Below are 23,031 nucleotides of genomic sequence, written 5' to 3'. Positions count from 1 at the left end.
TGTGCCCTGCACCGCAAACAGAGTCGCTGCCATGTCCCGAAATCGCCGGAAAAATGCGGGCTCGCCGGTTCTTTCCGGCGAGCCCGCACCGCTCCGGCGACTTCGGCGGTCCCAGGACTACTTCTTGGCCGTTGCCTTCTTCTTCGCGGGTGCCTTGCGGGTGGCCGTCCGCTTGACCGGGCCCTTGGCGCGCTTCTCGGCCAACAGCTCCACGGCCTGTTCCCGGGTGAGTTCCTCCAGGGAGGTGGCACGCGGAACCGTGATATTGGTGATGCCGTCGGTGATATATGGACCGAAACGGCCCTCCTTCACCACGATGTTCTTCTCCGACACCGGGTCCGGACCGAACTCCGCCAGCGGCGGCACGGCGGCACGGGCTCCGCGCTGCTTGGGCTGTGAATAGATCTCCAGCGCCTGCTCCAGGGTAATGGTGAAGATTTCCTCTTCGGATCCGATGGAGCGCGAATCCGTGCCCTTCTTCAGGTACGGACCGAACCGGCCGTTCTGCACCGTGATGAGGTTGCCTTCGGCGTCCTCGCCCAGCGCGCGGGGCAGGCTCATGAGCTGCAGGGCCTCGTCCAGTGTCACGGACTCCACGGTCATGGACTTGAACAGCGAACCCGTGCGCGGCTTGGCCTTGACCGGCTTCTTTGGCGGCTTGGGCTTGCCGTTCTTGTAGTACTCCACCGGCTGCCTGGCCAGGTCTTCGTCGGTCATCTCCGGGATGATCTCGGTGACGTAGGCGCCGTAGCGGCCGTTCTTGGCCACAACAGTGTGTCCCGTGTGCGGGTCTGCACCGAGCACGCGCTCCTCCGGCGCCGCAGTCTCCATCAGCTCAATGGCTTTGGCCGCGGTCAGTTCGTCCGGGGCCAGGTCCTCGGGAACGTTCGCGCGGGCAGACTCCACGATCTCGCCCGTCTTGGGATCGACGACGGCTGCGGAACTTTCCAGGTACGGGCCGAACTTGCCCACCCGCAAGGTGATGTCGTCGGTGATCGGGATGGAGTTAATCTCACGTGCATCGATCTCGCCCAGGTTGTTCACGATGCTCAACAGGCCGGGGTCGGAGTCCTCGCCGAAGTAGAAGTGCCGGAGCCACGAAGCTCCCGCCTCCTGGCCGTTGGCGATCTTGTCCAGGTCGCCTTCCATGTCGGCGGTGAATTCGTAGTCCACGTAGTCGCTGAAATGCTGCTCCAACAACCGGATCACCGAGAACGCGATCCAGCTGGGCACCAGTGCGGAGCCCTGCTTCCGGACGTAGCCGCGGTCCTGGATGGTGGAGATCGTGGACGCGTACGTCGACGGGCGGCCAATGCCCTTCTTTTCCAGTTCGGCGGTCAGGGACGCTTCCGTGTAGCGCGGCGGCGGCGAGGTTTCGTGGCCCACCGCCAGGATGTCCGCGGCAGTGAGGGAGTCGTCCTTGGCCACATTCGGGAGCCGGCGTGCTTCGTCGGACTCGTCATCGCCGCGTGTCTCGTCCTTGCCTTCCTCGTAAGCGGCCAGGAAGCCGGGGAAGGTGATGACGGTGCCGGAGGCGGAAAACTCGGCGTCCCGCCCGTCGGCGGCAATGGCACCAAGGCGGATGGTCGCCGTCGAGCCCTTGGCGTCACCCATCTGGGACGCCACGGTGCGCTTCCAGATGAGCTCGTACAGGCGGAACTCGTCCCCGGAGAGCTGCTTGGCAACCTGGGCCGGCGTGCGGAAGGAATCTCCCGCCGGGCGGATGGCCTCGTGCGCTTCCTGCGCGTTGGCGGCCTTGTTCGAGTAGACGCGCGGTGACTGCGGAATGTATTCCGGCCCGTAGAGCTCCGAGGCCTGCCGGCGCGCGGCGGTGATGGCTTCGTCACTCAGCGCCGACGAGTCCGTACGCATATAGGTGATGTAGCCGTTTTCGTAGAGCCGCTGGGCCACCTGCATGGTGCTCTTGGAGGAGAAGCGCAGCTTGCGGCCGGCCTCCTGCTGGAGGGTGGAGGTGGTGAACGGCGCGGCCGGGCGCCGGGTGTACGGCTTGGTGTCCACCGAGCGGACGCGGAAGTCCGCATCCTGGAGCCCGGCGGCGAGGGACGTCGCAAGCTCCTCGTTGAGGTGGGCCACGTTCTTGGCGGTGAGCTCGCCGTTGTCGTTGAAGTCGCGGCCGCTGGCCACCTTGGCGCCGTCAACGGCGGCAAGCTTGGCCTTGAACGAACCGGAGTCCGCGCCGAACTGGCCGGTCAGGTCCCAGTAGGAGGCGGCCTTGAAGGCCATCCGTTCGCGTTCGCGGTCCACCACCATGCGCGTGACCACGGACTGCACACGGCCGGCGGACAGGCCGCGGGCCACCTTGCGCCACAGCACCGGGGAGATCTCGTAGCCGTACAGGCGGTCCAGCACGCGTCGGGTTTCCTGCGCATCCACCAGGTCCTGGTCAACATCGCGCAGGTTGCCCATGGCGCGCTGGATGGCTTCCTTGGTGATTTCGCCGAACGTCATCCGGTAGACCGGGACCTTGGGCTTGAGGACTTCGAGCAGGTGCCACGCAATGGCTTCGCCTTCGCGGTCCCCATCGGTTGCGAGATAGAGTTCGTCGGCGTCCTTGAGCGCAGCCTTGAGCTCGGTCACCTTTTTCTTCTTGTCCGGAGACACCACGTAGTAGGGCTTGAAGTCGTGGTCGATGTCGACGGCGAACTTGCCCACCGACGTTTTCTTCAACTCGGCCGGGAGTTCGGACGGTTGCGGCAGGTCGCGGATGTGACCAATGGAGGCCTCTACGATGAAGCCCTCGCCGAGGTACTTGGCGATGGTCTTGCTTTTGGCCGGAGACTCCACAATCACGAGTTTCTTGCCGGTTTTGGCCTTGCTTGGCACGGTGCTCCTACAGAAAAAGGTTGCTGGGGCAGATGAGCCCATGTTCGCCTAGTTCACCATATTTTGGGGAATCGTGCGCATTCATGTGGAAAAGACGGGGCCCGGCCAGGAGCATAAGGGGGCTTACTGTTCGGCCGGAAACGCGGCCGGAATGAGGAACCCGTCCCGCACAAGGTTGGCCACGTCGGCAAGCAGCGAGCGCTGGAATGACCCGGCCTCTCCGCCCAGGAGGGCCTCCAGTGCCGCGGCGATCTGCCCGGCGGCCAGGTCGCCGTCGCACGCTGAGACGAACCCGGCCAGCTCGGTGCTCATCAGGTTGGTGCGGCGCAACCCCGCGCCCTGCCGGAGCAGGATCACGCCGGGGTGCTCGGCGCCGGGGCGCTGGTGGCGCTCCTCCGTGACGTCGTCGGCCACGAGCAGGTGCGTTTCGGCGAGATCGTGCCCTGCCAGCCAGTCGCTGCGTTCGACGGCGGCGCCCAGGTGGGGTCCGACGGGCTGCTCGATGGGGTACGTGATTTCCTCGTAGCGGCTGATGGCTTCCTGCCCGGCCGCAGCGGGGCGCCGCAGCCACACCATGCCGAAGCCGATCCCAGCGACGTTCCGGGACCCGAAATCCGCGAGATATGCGGCGTAGGCGTCCCGGTAGTGTGTTCGGTCCCGGGATTCGGAGGCGTCCTGCAGCCAGGTTTCCGCGTATTGTTCCGGACTGACCTGCTCCCGTTGGATGAACCAGGCATCGGTGCCTGCCCGCACCCAGGACCTCGGCCGCTCATCCCAGTTGGCGCCGGCGGGGATTTCCCAGTTTCCCAGCATCTGGGCCACGCCGCCCGGCGCCAGCACGCCGGGCAGGTCCGCCACCAGGGACGCGACGATCTCATCACCCGGCAGGCCGCCGTCGCGGTAGGTGAACTGGCCGGCCGCGTCCTCGCCGGCGCTGCGCGGCGTGATCACGAACGGCGGGTTGGACACCACCAGGCCGAACTCCTCGCCGGCCACCGGCTCCAGCAGCGAGCCCAGGCGCAGGCTCACCCGGTCCTCGAGCCGGTCCGGGTCCACGGAGAGCGCCGCGGCGTTGAGCAGGATGTTGAAGCGGGCGTAGGCCAAGGCGCGTTCGGAGATGTCGGTGGCGGTCACGTGCTGGCAGTGGTGCAGCAGGTGGAAGGCCTGGATGCCGCACCCCGTGCCCAGGTCCAGGGCGCGTTCGGTGTGCTGCCGGATGGTGGTCTGCACCAGCGTGGTGGACGCCTGCCCGATGCCCAGGACGTGATCGTGCCGCAGGACTCCTGACTGCTGGTGGGCCGCGAGGTCGCTGGCCACCCACAATTCAGCGCCGCCGCTGCCGTCTGGGTTCGCGTCCCAGCCGTACGGGCGCAGGTCGGCCTTGGCCGTGATGAGGGGCGTGCCGGGGACGGGCTGCACCAGGCCCAGCTCCAGGAGCCCTTCCACGCCGATGCCCGGCAGCGCGGCGTCGAGCGTTTCCCGTTCCTGCGGCTCGGCCAGGAGCCAGAGCCTGACGACGGCGGCAAGCGGCGCCGCCGCTGCGGTGCGCTGCACTGCCTGCGCGGTGGCCAGCATGGCGGGAATGACCTGGTCCCGGTTCAGCGCCGCGGAGGCCGTGGGCCCCAGCAGGCGGGCGACGCCGTCGAGCGTGTAGTCGATCCTGCGGAGGTCAGCGGCGAGCGCCGCGAGCAGCCCGGGAAGGTCGCTGCGGGGTGCGTCGGGAGTGTTGCCGGCGGTGAACTCGTACGGGGATCTAGGCACCGCTCAAGTTTAGTCCGGCCCGGCAGCGGGGTACGGTGGAAGCATGCCTTCCCGCCTGTCCTTCCTTCCGCGCGCCCGCACCGCCGCGGTACGCCGTACGCTGCCGGCGGTACTGGTTGCCGCAGCCCTTGGACTCACCGTCGCAGGGTGCTCGCCTGCGGGCTCGGTGGAGGCCGCGGACGTTCCGCAGTGGCGGGCCACGGCGCTGCCCACGTCCCCGGCGGACGTGGTGCTCCAGGATTCGGGAAAGATCCTCAACCGGGACCACCTTGTGCAGGAAGCAGCTTCCGTTCCTGCCGGCAGCTACACGCTCACGGCGGTGTGTGCCGGCACCGGCAAGGCGTTCTTCGCAGTGTCGCTGGACGGCAAGGCTGTTACCGAAGCGGGTGCGGCCTGCAACGGCCGTGCCGAGACCACCAGGATCAACCTGCCTGCCGGCGGCCGGGTCCAAATCAGCAGCTCCAGCGTGGACGCCCCGCTGCTCTACGCGTACCGGCTGGTCCCGGCGCAATAACACCGGGTTCCGGCTCTGGCCCGGCGCCTGTCGCGGGCATACAGTCGGACTATGCCCAGTGTGCGGAGGTTCTCCGCGCCCCTTCCCCGAAGGACAGCACGGGCGCCGCGGGCACCGAAGCCCGCGGCCGCCGTCGCCCTTGGACTGGTGCTTGCGGCAGGTGCCCTGGCGGGCTGCGAATATACGTACGACGACGGCCGGGCCGGCGCCGTCCAGGGCGGCGCCACCATCGCCCCGGTTCCGGCGTTCACCCGCGATCCTTTGCAACAGGACCCGGTCAGCGGCGCCGACCTCGGTGATTGGGTGTCCCGGGCGCTTCCGGAGGGCACGGGACCGGAGGTCCAGGCCGATGCCGGGTTGTTGGGGTCCGGGGAGGTGCGGACCGTGGCATCACCGGCCCTGGAGGCCGGGACCTACACGCTGGCCCTGGCCTGCCGAAGCCAGCGCAGGGTGACGTTCACGGTGAGTACCGAGGACGTGACGCTGGTGGATCTTGGCCTTCGGTGCGGCATCAACCGGGAGAACGTCTTCTATCTCTCCACCCGGAGCGTCCTGACGGTGCGGCTGGAAGCGGGCAGCGCGGCGAACTATGCGTTCCGGCTGCGCAGGCTTTGACGTGCGGGCTCAGGCAGCGGCGCAGCCTTCGGGGCAGCGGAGCGTCTCCGGGCTGGAGGCGCACCCGGCGCAGTACAGCGTCAGGGTCCGGCAGCTGGGGTTGGAGCAGTTCTCGAATTTGCTGGTGGGTGCGGAGCAGCGGGCACACTGGCCGATCGTTTTGGCGTCCTCGCTGAACTCGAGGTGCATGCGCTTGTCGAAGACGTAGAGTGAGCCTTCCCAGAGCCCTTGGTCCTTGAATGCCTCGCCGTAGCGGACAATACCGCCGTCGAGTTGGTAGACCTCTTTGAAGCCGCGGTTCACCATCAGGCTGGAGAGGACCTCGCAGCGGATGCCGCCGGTGCAGTAGGTGACCACAGGCTTGTCCTTGAGGTCGTCGTACTTGCCCGAGTCGAGTTCCTTGATGAAGTCGTGCGTGGTGGCGACGTCCGGGACCACGGCGTCCTTGAACCGGCCGATTTCGGCTTCGAAGGCATTCCGGCCGTCGAAGAACACCACGTCCTCGCCGCCCTGCTTCTTGGCGTCCACCAGTTCGTGCAGTTCCTCCGGCTTGAGGTGCTTGCCTCCGCCCACTACTCCATTGGCGTCGACAGTCAGTTCTCCGGGAGCACCGAAGGAGACGATCTCGTCCCTCACCTTGACGCTGAGCTTCGGGAAGTCCTCTGCGCCGCCGTCGGACCATTTCACGTCGATGCCCCGGAACCCCGGATACTCGCGGGTGGTCTTGACGTACTGCTTGACCGCGCCGATTTCCCCGCCCACCGTGGCGTTGATTCCGTCCTTGGAGATGAGGATGCGGCCGGTCAGGCCGAGCTTCTCGCACAGGGCGCGCTGCCAAAGCCGCACGGCGTCCGGTTCCGCGATGGGGGTAAAGCCGTAAAAAAGCACAATTCGGTTCAAAGCCACGTATTTAAGGGTACCGCCGGCCGGGTGCACGGTTATCGCCGGCCCGGGAGCAGACGCGTATCACAATTCCATAAGCACTTGGCCACCCCCTGTTGCTGGCGATCCGGCTGGAATAGTCTTCATGCCATGAGTCAGGAAACCCTGGTTGAAGACATCACTGGCCTGTTTCAGGTGTGGGTTGCGGGCTGGGCCGGATGTCGCGGCTACCGGACCTCGACGCAGGGCCGGTTCCCTGCCGTATTCCGGGCTGACACCAGCGGTGACTGGGAAGTTTTTGCGTCCGAACCCACCCCTGACGAGTTCGCGGCCCTGGCCGCCACCACTGCCGAAGCGCCCGCCCGGGTGCTGACCATCCTCACCCACGATCCCGCCAGGTTCAGTGGCCTGGCGGCCAAGCACGGGCTGAACGTCACCTCCGATTCCCAGACGATGATGATCGTGGACATGGAGACCCAGGACGCTGAGGATCCGTGGCTTTCCGACGACGACCTGAGCCTGTCCACGTTCGAGCGGGATGGCGTGCACTACGCAGAGGTCCGATCCGGGGACGAGATCGCGGCCAGCGGAAGGGTGTTCGTGGTTGGCGATACCGCGGTGTTCGACAAGATCATCACCGAGCCCGCATTCCAGCGCAGGGGCCTGGGAAGCCTCATCATGCGGGCCTTGGCGGCCCAGGCCTTCGGCCACGACGTGCGGACAGGACTCCTGCTGGCGTCCACTGACGGGCAGAAACTGTACTCACACCTGGGCTGGACCACGGTGGCCAGCGTCCTGATGCTCTCGGCGTCCCATGACGGAGCGGATCTTTCGCTCAGCTGAGGGTGCCGCTGCCCGGTTGTGCGTTTGGCGAACCGCTGCCCTCCGGCTTGGTGCCGGGTGAAACAATGGTGGGGTGACCCCCCATGACTCCCTGATTCCCCTTCTGGGCCGCGGCCCGGAACCGGAACAGCTCCGTCATGTCCGCACCATCCCCGCGCGGGAGGCGGTCCACGAGCCCTGGCCTGAATGGGTGCACCAGGACCTCGTTGAGGCGTACGGCTCGCTCGGCATCCGGGAGCCGTACCGCCACCAGGTGGAAGCCGCCAACGCCGCCCATGCGGGGAAGCACGTGGTGGTGGCCACCGGAACCGCGTCGGGGAAATCGCTGGCGTACCAGTTGCCGGCGCTGGACGCGATCCACCGGTCGGAGTTGCGTGTGCTGGCGGACCCGGGGAAGATCCACGACGACGGCGCCGTGACGCTGTATCTCTCCCCCACCAAGGCCCTGGCGGCGGACCAGTTGAACGCCATCCGTGCTTTGAAACTGCCCACGGTCCGTGCGGAAACCTACGACGGTGATACCGATCCCGCTGCCCGCCGCTGGATCCGGGACCACGCGAACTTCATCCTTGCCAACCCCGACATGCTGCACTTCGGCATCCTCCCCAACCACGCCTGGTGGGCGTCGTTCTTCCGCCGGCTGCGCTATGTCATCGTCGATGAGGCGCACAGTTACCGTGGCGTGTTCGGCTCCCACGTGGCGAACCTGATGCGGCGGCTTCGCCGGATCTGCGCCTACTACGGGGCAGGATCGTCGTACCCGGAGCCGGTGTTCATTGCGGCGTCGGCCACGGCGTCGGAGCCTGACGTCTCCTTCGCGCGCCTCATTGGCGCCCCCGTCACTGCGGTGTCCCGCGACTGCTCGCCCCACGGTGCCACGACGGTGGCCCTCTGGGAGCCGGCGCTGACGGACGTCCGCGGCGAGAACGGCGCCAAGGAACGACGGACGGCCGTGGCGGAGACCTCTGACTTGCTGGCCAACCTGGTGTCCGCGCAGATCCGCACCATCGCATTCATCAAGTCACGACGTGGCGCGGAAACCATCTCCGCCATTACCAAACGGCTTCTCGACGAAGTGGATCCGAGCCTGCCGCAACGGGTGGCCGCGTACCGCTCGGGCTACCTGCCGGAGGAACGCCGGGCGGTGGAGAAGTCGTTGCGTTCCGGCCAGTTGCTGGGTGTTTCCAGTACGTCGGCCCTGGAACTGGGGATCGACATTTCCGGCCTTGATGCGGTCCTGGTGGCCGGGTGGCCTGGAACCCGGGCCTCCCTGTTCCAGCAGATCGGCAGGGCGGGCCGCGCCGGCCAGGATGCGATTGCGGCCTTCGTGGCAAGCGACGACCCCCTGGACACCTACCTGGTGAACCATCCCGAGGCCATTTTCGATGTTTCGGTGGAAGCAACAGTCTTTGACCCTTCAAATCCCTACGTCCTGGGACCGCATCTGTGCGCCGCGGCCGCTGAACTTCCGCTGGGACCGGCGAAGCTCGATCTCTTCGGCGATACCGCAGAGATGCTCCTGGACCGGCTGGTGGCACAGGGCTACCTCCGGCGCCGGCCTGCCGGCTGGTTCTGGACCCATTCGCAGAGTGCCGCCGCCATGGTCAACCTCCGGGCGGACGGAGGGGGACCAGTCAGCATCGTGGACGCCGAGACCGGTTCGCTCCTGGGGACCATGGACTCGCCGCAGACCCACTACCAGGCGCACACCGGGGCGGTGTACGTCCACCAGGGCGATACCTATGTGGTGGAGGACCTCAACGAGGACGATCACTGCGTCATGGTGCGGCGCGCCAACCCGGACTATTACACGACCGCACGGGACGTGACACAGATCGAGGTGCTGGAGACCCAGCGAACCATGCAGTGGGGTGACGTGACGGTGCACTTCGGCGACGTGAAGGTCACCACCCAGGTTGTGTCATTCCAGCGCAAAGCACTGATTTCCAATGAGGTGCTGGGCGAGGAACCGTTGGAGCTGGGCGCCCGCGACCTGTTCACCAAAGCTGTGTGGTTCGTGGTGGAGAACCGTTCCCTGACGGCGGCGGGACTGATCGAGGCCCAGTTCCCGGGTGCCCTGCACGCTGCCGAACACGCGGCCATTGGTCTTCTTCCCTTGGTGGCTTCCAGCGACCGGTGGGATATCGGCGGGGTATCAACCGCACTGCACGCCGATACCGGGGTGCCCACCATCTTTGTGTATGACGGGCACCCCGGGGGCGCCGGGTTCGCCGAACGGGGCTTCGACAAGGCCATGGTGTGGCTGGCGGCAACGCGGGACGCCATCAAGGCCTGTGAGTGTGACACCGGCTGCCCGTCCTGTGTCCAGTCGCCCAAGTGCGGCAATAAGAACAACCCGTTGGACAAGGCCGCGGCCGTAACCCTGCTGGATGTCCTGCTCAAGGACGCTTCGGAAGCCAGCCGTGAGGTGCTGGACGCCAGGAGCTGAGCGGGATGCGCCAGACTGAAAGACGTCCCGGACAGAAGAAGTGCCGGACTAAAGGACGTTTGGGACTGACGGGCGTGCAGGGAGGCCTGGACAGTCCCTGCGCCGCCACAAGGCAGCCGCTACGGAGGGGGCCCTGCCCGTGCATGTCCCGTGGCGGCGCCCAGGAGCGACCCTTCGTTAAGCTCGGTCCGCACGTCAACGGTCTGTCCGGCCCCTTCCACGCAACTGATCACAGTGGCGGCATGGCGGGCCGACACCTCCGACGCAACCATGCAGGGCTCCCCTGTTGTGATGCCGCGGAGGGCGTCGGCCGCTGCGAGGGCTGCCAAGTCCGCGGCTGCGGCCGCCCGGCTGGCCAGCACGGCCGACTGGGCGAGCAAGAGCATGACGGCCATGGCTGTCATGACCACCAGCGCCAGCCCGGCCGCCATGAGCGTTCCGGAGCCGCGGTCCCGGCCATTGTGCGCACCCAACCAGCTGGACGAACTACCAACACGCCCCAGCCTGTCAACTGGGCGGCAGTACCGTGAGGCCGGGCGGCACGCCCGGGCCTTTGCTGGGAGGCGCTTTTCCATCGCCGTCACCGGTTTCCCTTTCCATCGGTCAGGCCGCTGCCGTTGCGGGTCCCGTCTGCACCGCCGGTTCCCGGCGACTCACTCCGCGTCGATGCACGTGCAGTGAGGGTCCACGGAATCGATGCGCCCAGCGGTCCGGACACATGGTCGGTGACGGTGATGCTGAACCATTCGCCGTCGGCCGCAATGGACGCGGCCGCCGTTTCGCCGGCAAGGGTCCTGACTGTCCGTTCCACGGCGCCGGGGTCTTCGCCCCGAGCCAGGGCCCGCGCCCCGGCGCGGGCTCCTTCTTCGATCCGCAGTTGCGTCATACCTGCGGCGGCTCCGGCCAGCAGCATGGCAAGCAGCGCCAGTACCGCCGGCAGCGCCACTGCGAACTCTGCTGTGACCGCGCCCCTGGCAATCCGCCTGGGCGTCACATCGGCAGCGCCCGGAGCACGGGGTTTGGCAGGCGAACTGGTGCTGCCCGGCGCATGGGGCGTGTCGGGTGAATCGGCAGTGCCCGGCGCATGGGGGCCGGTCACGGCAACGCCAGCGCGGTCCGGATCAGGTTCAGCAGGAAGCCACGGACTTCATCACTGCGAAGGATGAACACGAGCAGCCCTGCGAAGCCGACGGCGGCCAGGGTGGCGATGGCATATTCCGCCGTGGCCATGCCTGCCTCAGAGCCCAGCAGCCGGGCCCTGCGCCGGTTCCCATGCCGGAATGGGTCCGATCCCGGATAAAGCTCAACGACATTGCCGTCTGCGGCCGCTGCCCCATGCCTGGCAGAACCGGTTGGCGCGGAAACCTGCCCGGCGCCGCCGGTGGCGAACCCTTGTCCGCCAGGTGAGGTGCCGGCAGTGGCGGAGTGGGCGAGCGCGGATGTTCCGGCGGAGCAGCCGTGGTGGTTGATGGACATGTGTTTTCCTTTCATGGGTCTGCCGGGATGTTTCCCCGGCTGTCTCGACTCTTCCCGCCGGCGGTGCGGCCGGTAAGGGATGGGGTGGGCTAAGTGGAAAAGCCGGGCCGCCGCCCCCTTGTGGAGGAAAGGACCGAGGCGCCGGGGTGCCCGGGCGGGCGGTCTAGGAGCCGGACGGAACCAGGGCGAGCAGCACCGGGACGACGCCCAGGCAGATGAAGGCAGGGAGCGAGCAAAGGCCCAGCGGGACCACCAGCTTCACGCCAAGCGAGGCGGCGCGTTTTTCTGCGGCACGGAATCTCTCGCGCCGAAGCCTTGCAGCCTGCGCATACAGGATCGCGGATGACGGTGCACCAGTCAGCGCGGCAAACCCGAGGGCGTCCCGGAGCTCCAGGACCTCCGGAAGCCGTACGGCTGAGCTTCGCCACGCCGTCTCCCAGTCGGCGCCGATGGCCAGGGCGGAGACCACTGGACGCAGGGAGTCCCGGTAGTGCGGGGCTGCCGAGGCGGCCACCAGTTCCAGCGACCGCCCGATTCCGGCCCCGGCGTCCAGCATCGCCGCCACGAGTTCGAGCATCATGGCTGTGTCCCTGATGCCCCCAGCACGGCCCTTTTCGGTCCCCGCAGGTGCCTGGTGGTGGTTCTCCCGCGGGGCGTCCAGGTTCAGGCGCCGCAGGCGTCGGCGTGACCGGCTGCGGCCTGAACAGGACAACCAGGCAGCCATGGCGAGGAGCAGGAACAGCGCCGGCCCCTGACCCCATTCCGGCGTCATGGCCCTGACTCCGCAGCGGCCGAAACGAGCCGGGCGGACCACACCCGGCCGGCCATGGTGAGGACTATGCCGCCTACCAGCGCTGCCAGTCCAAGGGGGGTGCCCAGCAGCGTGGCTAACGGGTCAACCCCCAGGGCTGCGCCCAGTCCGAGTCCCATCAACGGAAGCCAGGTCAACAGGCGGACCGTGGCTTTAGGCCCTGCAAGGGCCGTCTGCCTGGCGGCGTCGGCGTCTTCCCCGGCCTCCAGCTGGGCCGCAAACCTGGTCAGCACGTCAGCGAGCGGGCATCCACTGGCTTCAGCGATATCGAGACAGGCCGCCAGCTCAGACCAAGTTGCGGCTTCACGGTCCCGGCCCGGGAATGCCGTGGGAAGCACCCGACGGATGGCCTCGGACACGGGAGCTCCGGTAGCCGCGGCTGCACGGGCTGATGCGAGGACTGTGGTTGACCCGCTCGCCAGTACGGGGCGCTCGGGGCGTGCGGCATCCGGGAGCCGCTGCTCTTGGCCGCCGGGGACGCCGTACACGGCCCACAGTTCATCCCAGAGCCGTGCGGGCGTCCGTCCGCCCCTGAGCAGCGCCGCCAACTGCTGCACCATCAGGGTCAGGCCCATTCCGCGTTTACCGGCCGAGTCGCGGCCGGAGCGCCGGGACCACGGCAGCATCCTGCGCGTGGGGGTTCGTTGCGCTCCCGGGGAGTTCCGCGCCACGGCGCGCAATCTCGCCGGCGCACGCAGCGGCGGTTTGAGGAGCAGCACGGCGGTGCAAAGGAGCGCCGCCAGGAAGAGCGTCACGGGGCTTCCCCGGAATCCAGCCCCAACCGGGCTGCCAGCGCAGGCCACCCCGGGCCCGGCTTTCCGGATTCCTCGACGGCCGGCACCACGCCAAGGCCCTCGGGACCGTCGCCGAGGAGTCCCACGCAAAGTACTTCCCTGCCCCGGGGCGTCCGGCCGAGGTGGATGACCACGTCCAGCGCGCTGGCCGCCTGGAGCCGCACCGCCTCCGGCCCCAATCCGGCGAGGGCCCCGAGCGCTGTGAGCCTGGCCGGGACCGCCGTTGCGGTGTTGGCGTGGATGGTTCCGCCGCCACCGCTGTGGCCGGTGTTCATCGCGGTGAGGAGCTCGCGCACTTCGGGCCCCCGGCACTCGCCCACCACCAGGCGGTCCGGGCGCATGCGCAGGGCCTGCCTGACGAGTTCCCCCAGATCCACGGCTCCCCCGCCTTCAAGGTTTCCATGACGCGATTCAAGGGCCACCACATGCGGGTGGACCGGGTTCAGCTCGGACGCATCCTCGATCAGGACGAGGCGTTCGTCCGGCGCACACAATCCCAACAAGGTGGACAGCAGCGTGGTCTTGCCGGAACCGGTGGCCCCGCTGACCAGGAAGCTTAACCTCCTGGCCACCACGGCTTCCAGCACTGCCTGCACCCTCGGGCCGAACATCCCGGCGGCCCGGAGTTCCGCCATGGTGAATACCCGCTCCCGGCGGATCCGGATGCTCAGCAGCGTCCCGGACGTGGAAACCGGCGGCAACACGGCGTGGACACGGTAGCCGCCGGCGAGCCTTACATCGACGCACGGTGAGCCGTCATCCAGGCGCCGGCCACCTGCAGCCACAAGCCTGCCGGCCAGTGCCCGCACTTGGGCCTCATCGTCGAACCGGACGGAAACCCGCTCGATGCCGTGTCCCCTGTCCACCCAGACAGAGCCCGGCGCGTTCACGAAGATGTCCGTGACGGCCGGATCCCGGGTGAGTTCCTGAAGCGGCCCCAAGCCGTTGAGTTCAGCGCTGATCCGCTCGACCGCGGCCAGCGAACCGGCGGTACCCAGCAGCTTGCCGGTGGCCTGGACCGCCGCGGCAACCCGTGAGGGCGTCACGGCCCCTGCCTCGGCCATCATCGACTCGCGGACGGACTCCAGCAGGCCGGCGTCCACTGCCCTTCCGGTCCCTGCTGCATTCCCCGACCGCCCGGAGCGGCCTGCCTGGTTGGTTTCCAGGATCCGGGCGTTCCGCCGGGCGCCCGCGTTTCCCGGCGCCGCCCCGCTGCCCGCATCCCGCCCGGCGAACCCGGGAGTTCCCTGCGGACGCATCATGCCGCATCCCCCGCGTACAGGTCATCGCCGAGCCACTCGAGGGCCGCGGCGGCGAAGCGCCGTATGTTCCGCCGCTTCCCCAAGTCCAGCAGGCGGCCCGCCTCCGCGGCACCTGGTACGGCGCGCAGTTCGGGGATCCTGCCTTGCACCGGCAGCCCGACGGCGTCGGAGATCAGCGAAGTGTCCAACGCGGCGCCGGGACGCCCGCGGACCAGCAGTGCGGCCTCGACCGGGGGAAGCTCCTGGAGCAGGCGAACGGTTGCCACCGCCGCCTTGAGCTGGGCCGGGACCACCACCATGATCCGGTCGCAGTCCCACGCCACCGTGTTCAGCGGCCCTGCACCCCGCCCCACATCGACCACCACCAGTTCGTAGCCACGGCGGGCGGCGTCGAGGACCCCGGCCATGGCAGCGGCGGGGACCGGCAGCGGTTGCTCCCGGGTGGCAGGCCACGAGAGGAAGGACAAGCCTCCCGCCGCAGGCAGGGAATCCACCAGCTGCACGGGGTCAATGCTGCCCCTGGCCTCGGCGAGGTCCGGCCACCGGAGGCCAGGGATATCCTCCGCGGCGAGCGCAAGTTCAAGTCCACCGCCCCAGGGATCGCCGTCAACCATCAGGACGTGCACACCCAGCCGGGCGGCTGCCTGGGCAATCCAGATGGCGGCCGTGGTGGCCCCTGCACCGCCGCACCCGCCCGTGATGCCCAGGACCACCCCACCCGGACCTGGCGAGCGGGACCGGCTGAGGTGGTCTGCCAGCCAGGCCGCGGCGTCCGGCAGCACGGCTACGCGTTCGGCCCCCAGAGCGGCGGCGAGGTGCCAGAGGCTGTCCCCTTCACCGTCCAGGCCAACCATGACCGCCGGCGTGCGCCGGCGCGGTGGCAGTTCGCGCACATCACTGCCCACGAGGACCGCTGCCGCGGCATCCCAGTGCCTCCCGGCTTCGACGGCATCGGGGACAACACGCAGGTGCGCCCCGGCAGCCGCCACAATGCGCTCCACCTCAGAACGCAGCACTCCGGAGGAGGTGACCAGCAATACTTCACCTGACCCGTTCGGCAGCCAGGCCGCGCCTCGCACGTCCGGCCCATCGGCCGCTCCTGGCGCCCCGCCAGGCGGCCGCCGCGAGGGTGCCCCGGAATGTTCCGGACCGGACCGGGGTGCGTTCAGCTGGTGCCTGCTCATGGAGCCACTCTGTCTATATCCCGGCCCACGGAGGAGTCAGGAAATCCTGTATGTGGACAACGTGCGTCCGGGCAGCTCCGCAAACAGGGCAGAATTGGAGCATGTATCTGCTGCTCGCCGCCCACCCCCGCGGCGCGGCCCTCCAGCAGCTGACGCAGGCGGGACATCCCGAGCCGGCCAACCCGGAACCCCGGCCCGTGGCACTGCCGGACCTTCCCGCCGTCGTCCGCGACCTGGAAGCCCGGCGCCCCGGCGGCCAGCCGCCACGCTGGATTTGGCACCGGACGCAGGACTGGTACCCCGCACTGCTCACATCCGGGGTGGAGGTGGAGCGTTGCTATGACGTCAGCCTCTGCGGCAACATCCTGGCCTTTTCGCAGTTCAGCGCGCACACCGAGTACGCCCGGAACACGGACCGGGTCCCCGTGGAGGATCCGCTGCTGCCCCCGAAGACACTGCTGCCGCCGCGTCCCCCCGCAGACCAGGGCGCATTGTTCGACGACCCCAACGCCGGTGCCGCGCCGGGCGTGTCCCTGGACGAGCTCCGAACCGAGTACGCTGCCCAGCAGGCCGCCATGGCTGCGGTGGACACGGCGGAAAACCGCCGGAACCGGCTCCAGCTGCTGCTGGCGGCGGAGTCAGCGGGCGCCATGGTGGCTGCGGAGATGCAGCACGCCGGCGTCCCGTGGCGCGAAGACCTGCACGAACAAATACTGTCCGGGCACCTCGGGCCCCGGCCCTCCGCCGGGCAGCGTCCGCCCAGGCTCGAAGCGTTGGCGGCGGAACTGCGCGGCCTGCTCAACGCTCCCGGACTCAATCCCGATTCGCCGCAGGACTTGATGCGGGCCCTGCACCGTAACGGAATCGAGGTGAAGAGCACCCGGAAATGGGAGCTGAGGGAGTCGAGCCACCCGGCCATTGAGCCGCTCTTGGAGTACAAGAGCCTGTCCCGGCTGCACACAGCCAACGGCTGGTCCTGGTTGGATGCCTGGGTGGACGGCGGCCGGTTCCGGCCGGAGTACGTCGTGGGGGGCGTGGTCTCGGGCCGCTGGGCTTCCCGCGGCGGCGGCGCCCTGCAGATTCCACGCCAGGTCCGCGGTGCCGTGCACGCCGATCCCGGCTACAAGCTCATCGTTGCGGACGCCTCGGCAGCTCGAACCCCGGGTCCTGGTGGCCCTTGCCCAGGATTCGTCCATGGCGGAGGCGGCCCGGGACCAGGACCTCTACGCCGGGATTGCCGCCAAGGGTTTCGGCGGGGACCGGGCCAAGGCGAAGATGGCGCTGCTGGGCGCAATGTATGGTGCCACCTCCGGTGAAGCAGGCCGGCTGATGCCGCAGCTGGCACGCACCTATCCCCGCGCCGTCGACTTCGTGGAGCGGGCGGCACGGGCGGGCGAAGCCGGAGGAACGGTCACCACCAGGCTGGGCCGGAGCAGCCCTCCCCCGTCCGAGCGCTGGTACCAAAGCCAACGTTCGGCAACAGCGGAGGAGCAACGGCGGGCCGAGTCGATCGCCCGGTCGCGGGGCCGTTTCACGCGGAACTTCGTGGTCCAGGGCTCGGCGGCGGACTGGGCGGCGTGCTGGCTGGCGGAATTACGACGACGGTTGCGCACCTTGCGGGCTGCAGGCGCGGTGGGGAGCGGGGCCGGCCGGCCCGAGCTGGTGTTCTTCCTCCACGACGAAGTGATGGTTCACGCGCCGGCAGAGCGGGTGGAGGCTTGCATCGCCGCCATCGAGGAAGCGGCCAGGGCGGCCAAGGAACTGTTGTTCGGCCCAATACCGGTGGAGTTTCCGGTGAGCCTTGCCGTGGTGGATTCCTACGACCGTGCCAAGTAAGGCGCCCGGAGTTCGGCAGGAAAACACGCCTTTGAGACGCAAGGTAACCTACCCGGCAGTAGCTCGACGGGTACGGTGGCGGCGGTTACAGTCAAAATGGCTGAAGCAGATCCGGTCACTGATGCAACGACGCATACCAGGGAGGTCCCCGTCCATGGCGGGAAGATTTGAAATACACCGTGTTGGGGACGAGTCCTACCGGCTGCGGCTTACCGACGCCGAAGGGAATATCGTCGCGGTTTCTCCGACTTTTCCATCCCTGACGATGCTGCGGGACGGAATCAAGGCAATGCGGGAGAATGCCGCCACGGGGATTGTTGTGGACTTGCGCCGGCAGGCCTGACGCCTAAACCGCAACCGGGTGCAGCCGGTTCCGGTCCCACGGGACGGACCAGCCGAGCTGGTCGAACAGCCCGCTGAGCACAATGCCGGTGAAGCCCCATACCAGCACGCCGTTGACAGTGAATGCCGGGCTGTCGAACGTGCGGCCGGCCCGGTGGACGGTGGCCATCACCCGGTTGTCGGGGTCCAGCAGGTCCCGGACCGGGACGCGGAACACCTGGGCCGATTCACCGTAATCCACCACCCGGACCGGCGACGGGGCATGCCACCAGGCGAGGACCGGCGTCACCAGGAAGTTGCTGTGCGCCAGGCCCAACTCCTGGAGGGTGCCCAAGACCTCCACGCCGGCCGAGTCCAGCCCGGTTTCCTCTTCGGCTTCCCTCAGCGCAGCCGCCACCGGTGTTTCGTCCCGGTCGATGCTGCCGCCGGGGAACGCCACCTGCCCCGGGTGGGACCCCAGGGTGTGGGCCCGTTCCAGGAGCAGGACGTCGAGGTCGGCCGCGGCCAACGGCTTGGCTGACGCGGCAGGGACGTCGTCGAGAACGCCGAAAAGCATGAGGACGGCGGCCCTGCGGGCGCGCTCAACGTCCACGGTCAGCGCGGCCCAGCGCGGGTCAGGGGGGCCGGCGGTTCCCGATTCGGCCTGCCGGACCAGCCTGGCAAGGTCTTCGCGCGCGCTCACGGGGTCCTCACCTGGGACGCCATCCGGATCTCGGCTGCCCGGTGCTGCTCTGACAGGTACTGCTCCAGCAGTGCTTCGCTGCCGGGCGCCAACTCATATTTCAGGAGCTTGGCGGCCTTGGCCGGGTCCGTCTCTCCCATGCCGTAGGAGGGGCACCAGTTGGCCACGGGACAGGCACCGCAGGCCGGCTTCCGGGCGTGGCATACGCGCCGGCCGTGGAAGATCACCCGGTGGGACAGCATGGTCCAGTCCTTGCGCTCGAAGAGCCTGGCCACGTCCTGTTCGATCTGTACGGGATCCTCCGACTGCGTCCAGCCGAACCGCTTGGTGAGGCGGGCGAAGTGGGTGTCCACGGAGATGCCCGGGACGCCGAAGGCGTTGCCCAGGACTACGTTGGCCGTCTTGCGTCCGACGCCGGGCAACGTGACCAGGTCCTTCATCCGGCCCGGAACTTCGCCGTCGAAGTCGTCCACGAGCCGCGTGCACAGCGCGAGGACGTTCTTGGCTTTGGCCCGGAAGAACCCGGTGGGCTTAAGGATGGTTTCCAGCTCCACCGGGTCGGCTTCCGCCAGGGAACGGGCGTCAGGCCAGCGCGCGAACAGCACTTTGGTGACCTGGTTGACGGTGACGTCGGTGGTCTGGGCGGACAGCACCGTTGCCACCAGCAGTTCGAAGGGGTTGCGGAAGTCGAGCTCCGCGTGGGCGTAGGGGTATTTTTCGGCCAGCGCCTTGTGCATGCGCCGCGCCCGCCGTTTCAGTGCCAGCAAGGATTCGGCCGGGACCACGGGCATGCCGGGAGCCTGGTCGTTATTCGCGGTTTGCCCGGCGGGGTCGTTCCCGCCGGGCCTGGCCGCCCGGAGCCCGGCCATGGACGTCAGCCGCGCTCGATGTTGCTGAGGTCGCGCAGGATGCCCAGCCGGCCGTCAGTGTGCTGGACCAGGAACTCGTGTCCCCGGTCTTCCAGTGCCAGCACCCACCCGCCGGGTTCGATGACGAAGGCAGGCGCCCCGGTGCGGGGATCAAAGGCGGTGCGGTGCTGCGCCACGGCAAACCAGAAGGCCTCGTGGGCGGGCTGTGCGTCCGCCTCGTCGTGGCGGACAGTGGGGTCCACGGTTGCGCCGATGGGCTCTTCGGTCCGGATCTGCTGGTGCACCGCGGTGGCGGCCGGCGGCTCCCAGGCTGGCTGCGGGGCACCAAGTGCCGGAGCATCGGCTGCCCGGGTTTCCTCCGCCGCGGGCGCCGCAGCGGGACGGACGACGTCGGCTGCCTGGGTTTCCTCCGCCGCGGGCGCCGCAGCGGGACGGACGACGTCGGCTGCCTGGGTAGGCGGCCCGGCATCCACCTCGGGGGTACGGTCCAAGACCTCCGGGGCGGTGGAAACCGGAGTGGAGGTTGCCGTCGCGGAAGGAGCAGGTGCCGAGGCGGAAGGAGCAGGCGCAGGCGCTGCAGGAGCCGAGGCGGGCACGGCGGCCGTGGCAGGCGGCTGCCCGTTGCCGGCAGGTTCGTGGCTGGCGCCTCCCGGCTGGACCGCGGATGACCCGGCGCCTCCGCCGCCAAAGACGCCTGCGCCCTTGAGTCCGAAGCCGGTCTTGGACTGGCCGGAGCCGGACTCCGGCTTTGCCGGCTTGGGGGCGCGGGGCCTCCGCGCGGGCACTGCGGCTTCGCGTGCCACGATATGGGCCGGCGCATCGGCCCGGCCTTTGAAATCACCGGCGAGATAGGGGATGTAGCGGCCCAGGACCGTGGCTGCGAACAGGACCAGGGAACCGATCAGGCCCACCAGCAGGCTGGTGACATAGGCGCCCGCAACCGACAGGAAGAAAAAGGCGACGGCGAAGGAGGCAACCACCGAGGCGAACTGGTCGATGGACAGCGATCCCACCCGGATTTTGGTACCCGGCACCAGCCGGCGTGCGGCGAACAGCGCGCTGGCGATCACCGGCAGGATGATGCCCAGTCCCAGGAAAAAGAGGTTGTTGAGGTTCCACAGGTTGTAGCGGGCGCCGAACAGCGGCAGCAGGGATGCGACGAAAAGGATCAGGGTGCCGGCGAAAACCGCAAGGTCGCGCACGGTGAACGGTCCGAGCACAGCCTGGTTGGCGTTGGGGTCAATCTTCCACGAGGCCGCCTTCTGCCCTGGAGCGGTGCCGCCGGCAGGGTTTTGGTGGCCTGGTCCCCCGGCGGTTCCGGAGCCGCCGGGTCCCGCTTGGGTGTGCGGGGCCGTTCGCTGGCCGAAGCTCTGCTGGTTCATTCTGCTCTCCTTAGCGTGGCGGCACCGGGCCCGTGCGGACCCGAAAACTGTGCCGTCTTGACATGCGGTCCGGCTCCGGCCCGGCACGGTCCATGCCTGGCCGGAGCCGTCCGAAGTGAAGTCACAATTCCATCTCAGCCTAGTCAACAGCCAAGCTGATCACTAGCTGGCTTGGGGTCGACGGAGCCGCCTGCACACCATTCACCGCTTAACAAATGCCGTTCGCTGGCGCATCTGTGACGGCGGGCACATTGGGTCCGCGGCAAGCATTAGGCTTGGTTGCGGAACAGCTCTTTGCGGTATGTCCGTCCCGGCTGGAGCCCAGTGCCGCGCCAACGGCGGGCCCTGCGGTGAGGGCGTCCCGCGCGGCGACGATCGATGAATGATGAGGTTCATATGTCCCAGGACACCCCCAGCTCCACGGCCACGGTTCCGTCGGATTCCGCCCCGGCCGCAGCCCGGTCCGGCCAGCAGGGTGACGCTTTCGCGAACCTGCTGCACGAGACCCGGGCCTTCCCTCCCAGCGCCGAGTTTGCAGCCGGCGCCATCGCCACGGCAGCCGAGTATGACGATGCGAACGCGGACCGGCCGGCGTTTTGGGCGAAGAAGGCCCGGGAGCTGCTGACGTGGTCCAAGGACTTCACGCAGGCGCTGGACTGGTCTGATCCGCCGTTCGCGAAATGGTTTGTTGGCGGCGAAATCAACGCGGCGTACAACGCGCTGGACCGGCATGTGGAGGCCGGCAACGGTGACCGGGTGGCCATCCATTTCGAGGGTGAACCCGGCGACACCCGCGCGTACACCTATGCGGAGCTGACCGAAGAGGTGAAAAAGGCGGCCAATGCTTTCGAGTCCCTGGGCGTGGCCAAGGGTGACCGGGTGGCGGTGTACCTGCCGATGATCCCGGAGGCCGTGATCACTTTGCTGGCGTGTGCCCGGATCGGCGCGGTTCATTCGGTGGTGTTCGGCGGCTTCTCGGCCGAGGCGCTCCGCTCCCGGATCGACGACGCCGAGGCCAAGCTGGTGGTGACCGCTGACGGTACCTACCGGCGCGGCAAGCCCAGCCCGTTGAAGCCGGCGGTCGACGACGCCCTGGCCCACGACGGCCACACCGTGCAGAACGTGGTGGTGGTCAAGCGCAACGGCCAGGACGTGGACTGGCATGAGGGCCGGGACCACTGGTGGGCGGACACGGTGGGCGCTGCGTCCGCGGAACACACCGCGGTGGGCCACGATTCCGAGCACCCGCTGTTCATCCTGTACACCTCCGGGACCACCGGGAAGCCCAAGGGGATCCTGCACACCACCGGCGGGTACCTCACCCAGGGCGCGTACACGCACAAGGCGGTGTTCGACCTGCACCCGGAAACGGACGTCTACTGGTGCACGGCCGACGTCGGCTGGATCACCGGCCACTCGTACGTCGCCTACGCCCCGCTCATCAACGGCGCCACCCAGGTCATGTACGAGGGCACCCCGGACTCCCCGCACCAGGGCCGCTGGTGGGAGATCGTGGAGAAGTACAAGGTCTCCATCCTCTACACCGCCCCTACCGCCATCCGCACCTTCATGAAGTGGGGCGCGGAGATCCCGGGCAAGTACGATCTGTCCTCGATCCGCGTCCTGGGTTCGGTGGGCGAGCCGATCAACCCCGAGGCCTGGATGTGGTACCGCAAGGTGATCGGTGGCGACAAGGCGCCCATCGTGGACACCTGGTGGCAGACCGAAACCGGCGCCCAGATGATCGCCCCGCTGCCGGGCGTCACCGCCACCAAGCCCGGCTCGGCCCAGGTGCCGCTGCCCGGCATTGCCGTGGACGTGGTGGACGAGATGGGCCAGTCCGTGCCCGACGGCCACGGCGGCTTCCTGGTGATCCGCGAACCCTGGCCGTCCATGCTGCGTGGCATCTGGGGCGACCCCGAGCGGTTCAAGGACACCTACTGGTCCCGATTCGAAAACATGTACTTCGCCGGGGACGGGGCCAAGAAGGATGAGGACGGGGACATCTGGCTCCTGGGCCGGGTGGACGACGTCATGAACGTCTCCGGGCACCGGCTCTCCACCACGGAGATCGAGTCCGCCCTGGTGTCCCACCCCGCCGTAGCTGAGGCCGCCGTCGTGGGCGCCTCTGACGAGACCACCGGCCAGGCCGTCGTCGCGTTCGTCATCCTCCGCGGCGACGCCGTGAACAACGGCGACGCCACCGTCCAGGAACTGCGCAACCACGTGGGCAAGGAAATCGGCCCGATCGCCAAGCCAAAGAACATCCTGGTGGTCCCCGAACTGCCCAAGACCCGATCCGGCAAGATCATGCGGCGCCTCCTCAAGGACGTCGCGGAAGGCCGCGACCCGGGCGACGCCACCACCCTTTCCGACCCAACGATCATGCAGCAGATCGCGCAGTCGCTCAGAAAGTAACACTGGCTTAGTATCCAGCCGGGCACCACCGGACGGCCCCGTTTCCCGCGCCATCACGGGGAAGGCG

Annotated in this window: 19 protein-coding genes and 1 pseudogene; 7 read left to right on the top strand and 13 right to left on the bottom strand. The window is 68.4% G+C overall.

From position 1 onward, the window contains the following. Positions 1 to 117: 117 nt before the first annotated feature. The gene (gene topA, locus ACX5I6_RS08635; RefSeq protein WP_461840181.1) at positions 118 to 2,844 is read right to left on the bottom strand and encodes a type I DNA topoisomerase; all 2,727 of its coding nucleotides are present in this window, start codon (positions 2,842 to 2,844) and stop codon (positions 118 to 120) included. 123 nt (positions 2,845 to 2,967) lie between these two features. Next, positions 2,968 to 4,605: a DUF7059 domain-containing protein gene (locus tag ACX5I6_RS08630; RefSeq protein ID WP_461840180.1), complete on the bottom strand. Its 1,638-nt coding sequence runs from the start codon at positions 4,603 to 4,605 to the stop codon at positions 2,968 to 2,970. A 43-nt stretch (positions 4,606 to 4,648) separates the two neighbouring features. Here ACX5I6_RS08630 and ACX5I6_RS08625 point away from each other — a divergent pair, with 43 nt between their 5' ends. Together ACX5I6_RS08625 and ACX5I6_RS08620 are read left to right on the top strand one after the other, a co-directional pair. Then, positions 4,649 to 5,119, top strand: coding sequence for a hypothetical protein (locus ACX5I6_RS08625; RefSeq protein WP_461840179.1), 471 nt, complete (start codon positions 4,649 to 4,651; stop codon positions 5,117 to 5,119). Between the two features lie 51 nt (positions 5,120 to 5,170). Continuing rightward, the gene (locus tag ACX5I6_RS08620) at positions 5,171 to 5,734 is read left to right on the top strand and encodes a hypothetical protein (protein WP_285246983.1); all 564 of its coding nucleotides are present in this window, start codon (positions 5,171 to 5,173) and stop codon (positions 5,732 to 5,734) included. A 9-nt stretch (positions 5,735 to 5,743) separates the two neighbouring features. Here the strand turns inward: ACX5I6_RS08620 and trhO are convergent, their stop codons facing one another. Next, positions 5,744 to 6,640: an oxygen-dependent tRNA uridine(34) hydroxylase TrhO gene (gene trhO / locus ACX5I6_RS08615; protein ID WP_461840178.1), complete on the bottom strand. Its 897-nt coding sequence runs from the start codon at positions 6,638 to 6,640 to the stop codon at positions 5,744 to 5,746. A gap of 126 nt (positions 6,641 to 6,766) precedes the next feature. On the opposite strand from trhO, the gene ACX5I6_RS08610 reads away from it, so the two are divergent. Both ACX5I6_RS08610 and ACX5I6_RS08605 read left to right on the top strand, forming a co-directional pair. Further along, positions 6,767 to 7,459: a GNAT family N-acetyltransferase gene (locus ACX5I6_RS08610; protein ID WP_461840177.1), complete on the top strand. Its 693-nt coding sequence runs from the start codon at positions 6,767 to 6,769 to the stop codon at positions 7,457 to 7,459. A gap of 73 nt (positions 7,460 to 7,532) precedes the next feature. Further along, positions 7,533 to 9,908, top strand: coding sequence for a DEAD/DEAH box helicase (locus tag ACX5I6_RS08605; RefSeq protein ID WP_461840176.1), 2,376 nt, complete (start codon positions 7,533 to 7,535; stop codon positions 9,906 to 9,908). Between the two features lie 119 nt (positions 9,909 to 10,027). On the opposite strand, the gene ACX5I6_RS08600 is transcribed toward ACX5I6_RS08605, so the two are convergent. From ACX5I6_RS08600 to ssd, 7 genes are all read right to left on the bottom strand, one after another. Then, positions 10,028 to 10,381, bottom strand: a complete 354-nt coding sequence (locus tag ACX5I6_RS08600) for an Rv3654c family TadE-like protein (RefSeq protein WP_461840175.1) — start codon at positions 10,379 to 10,381, stop codon at positions 10,028 to 10,030. A gap of 107 nt (positions 10,382 to 10,488) precedes the next feature. After that, positions 10,489 to 11,007: a TadE family type IV pilus minor pilin gene (locus ACX5I6_RS08595; protein ID WP_461840174.1), complete on the bottom strand. Its 519-nt coding sequence runs from the start codon at positions 11,005 to 11,007 to the stop codon at positions 10,489 to 10,491. Further along, complete coding sequence (locus ACX5I6_RS08590) at positions 11,004 to 11,384, bottom strand: DUF4244 domain-containing protein (RefSeq protein WP_285246978.1); 381 nt, start codon at positions 11,382 to 11,384, stop codon at positions 11,004 to 11,006. Before ACX5I6_RS08590 ends, ACX5I6_RS08595 begins: the two co-directional genes overlap by 4 nt. 163 nt (positions 11,385 to 11,547) lie before the next feature. Continuing rightward, complete coding sequence (locus tag ACX5I6_RS08585) at positions 11,548 to 12,156, bottom strand: type II secretion system F family protein (RefSeq protein WP_285246977.1); 609 nt, start codon at positions 12,154 to 12,156, stop codon at positions 11,548 to 11,550. Continuing rightward, the gene (locus ACX5I6_RS08580) at positions 12,153 to 12,950 is read right to left on the bottom strand and encodes a type II secretion system F family protein (RefSeq protein ID WP_285246976.1); all 798 of its coding nucleotides are present in this window, start codon (positions 12,948 to 12,950) and stop codon (positions 12,153 to 12,155) included. Before ACX5I6_RS08580 ends, ACX5I6_RS08585 begins: the two co-directional genes overlap by 4 nt. Next, positions 12,947 to 14,251, bottom strand: coding sequence for a TadA family conjugal transfer-associated ATPase (locus ACX5I6_RS08575; protein ID WP_461840173.1), 1,305 nt, complete (start codon positions 14,249 to 14,251; stop codon positions 12,947 to 12,949). Before ACX5I6_RS08575 ends, ACX5I6_RS08580 begins: the two co-directional genes overlap by 4 nt. Beyond that, on the bottom strand, positions 14,248 to 15,288 hold the full coding sequence (gene ssd, locus ACX5I6_RS08570; protein ID WP_285247196.1) for a septum site-determining protein Ssd: 1,041 nt from the start codon (positions 15,286 to 15,288) through the stop codon (positions 14,248 to 14,250). The genes ACX5I6_RS08575 and ssd overlap by 4 nt, the downstream gene beginning before the upstream one ends. Positions 15,289 to 15,536: 248 nt before the next feature. On the opposite strand from ssd, the pseudogene ACX5I6_RS08565 reads away from it, so the two are divergent. Together ACX5I6_RS08565 and ACX5I6_RS08560 are read left to right on the top strand one after the other, a co-directional pair. Beyond that, a pseudogene (locus ACX5I6_RS08565) lies at positions 15,537 to 17,271 on the top strand (bifunctional 3'-5' exonuclease/DNA polymerase). Between the two features lie 121 nt (positions 17,272 to 17,392). After that, the gene (locus ACX5I6_RS08560; protein WP_165838005.1) at positions 17,393 to 17,614 is read left to right on the top strand and encodes a YegP family protein; all 222 of its coding nucleotides are present in this window, start codon (positions 17,393 to 17,395) and stop codon (positions 17,612 to 17,614) included. A 3-nt stretch (positions 17,615 to 17,617) separates the two neighbouring features. Here the strand turns inward: ACX5I6_RS08560 and ACX5I6_RS08555 are convergent, their stop codons facing one another. The 3 genes from ACX5I6_RS08555 to ACX5I6_RS08545 form a co-directional block, all read right to left on the bottom strand. Then, positions 17,618 to 18,295, bottom strand: a complete 678-nt coding sequence (locus tag ACX5I6_RS08555; protein ID WP_018761843.1) for an NUDIX hydrolase — start codon at positions 18,293 to 18,295, stop codon at positions 17,618 to 17,620. After that, on the bottom strand, positions 18,292 to 19,086 hold the full coding sequence (nth, locus tag ACX5I6_RS08550; RefSeq protein ID WP_461841691.1) for an endonuclease III: 795 nt from the start codon (positions 19,084 to 19,086) through the stop codon (positions 18,292 to 18,294). Before nth ends, ACX5I6_RS08555 begins: the two co-directional genes overlap by 4 nt. Before the next feature lie 83 nt (positions 19,087 to 19,169). Then, positions 19,170 to 20,546: a hypothetical protein gene (locus tag ACX5I6_RS08545; protein ID WP_461840172.1), complete on the bottom strand. Its 1,377-nt coding sequence runs from the start codon at positions 20,544 to 20,546 to the stop codon at positions 19,170 to 19,172. 396 nt (positions 20,547 to 20,942) lie between these two features. Here ACX5I6_RS08545 and acs point away from each other — a divergent pair, with 396 nt between their 5' ends. Next, positions 20,943 to 22,964 carry an acetate--CoA ligase gene (gene acs / locus ACX5I6_RS08540; protein WP_461840171.1) on the top strand — a complete coding sequence of 674 codons (2,022 nt, stop codon included), beginning with the start codon at positions 20,943 to 20,945 and terminating at the stop codon, positions 22,962 to 22,964. Positions 22,965 to 23,031 lie beyond the last annotated feature (67 nt).

The organism is Arthrobacter sp. MMS24-T111 (assembly GCF_054888995.1).
Note: the sequence above shows the minus strand (reverse complement) of the source record. Positions and strands in the feature narration are given on the sequence as shown.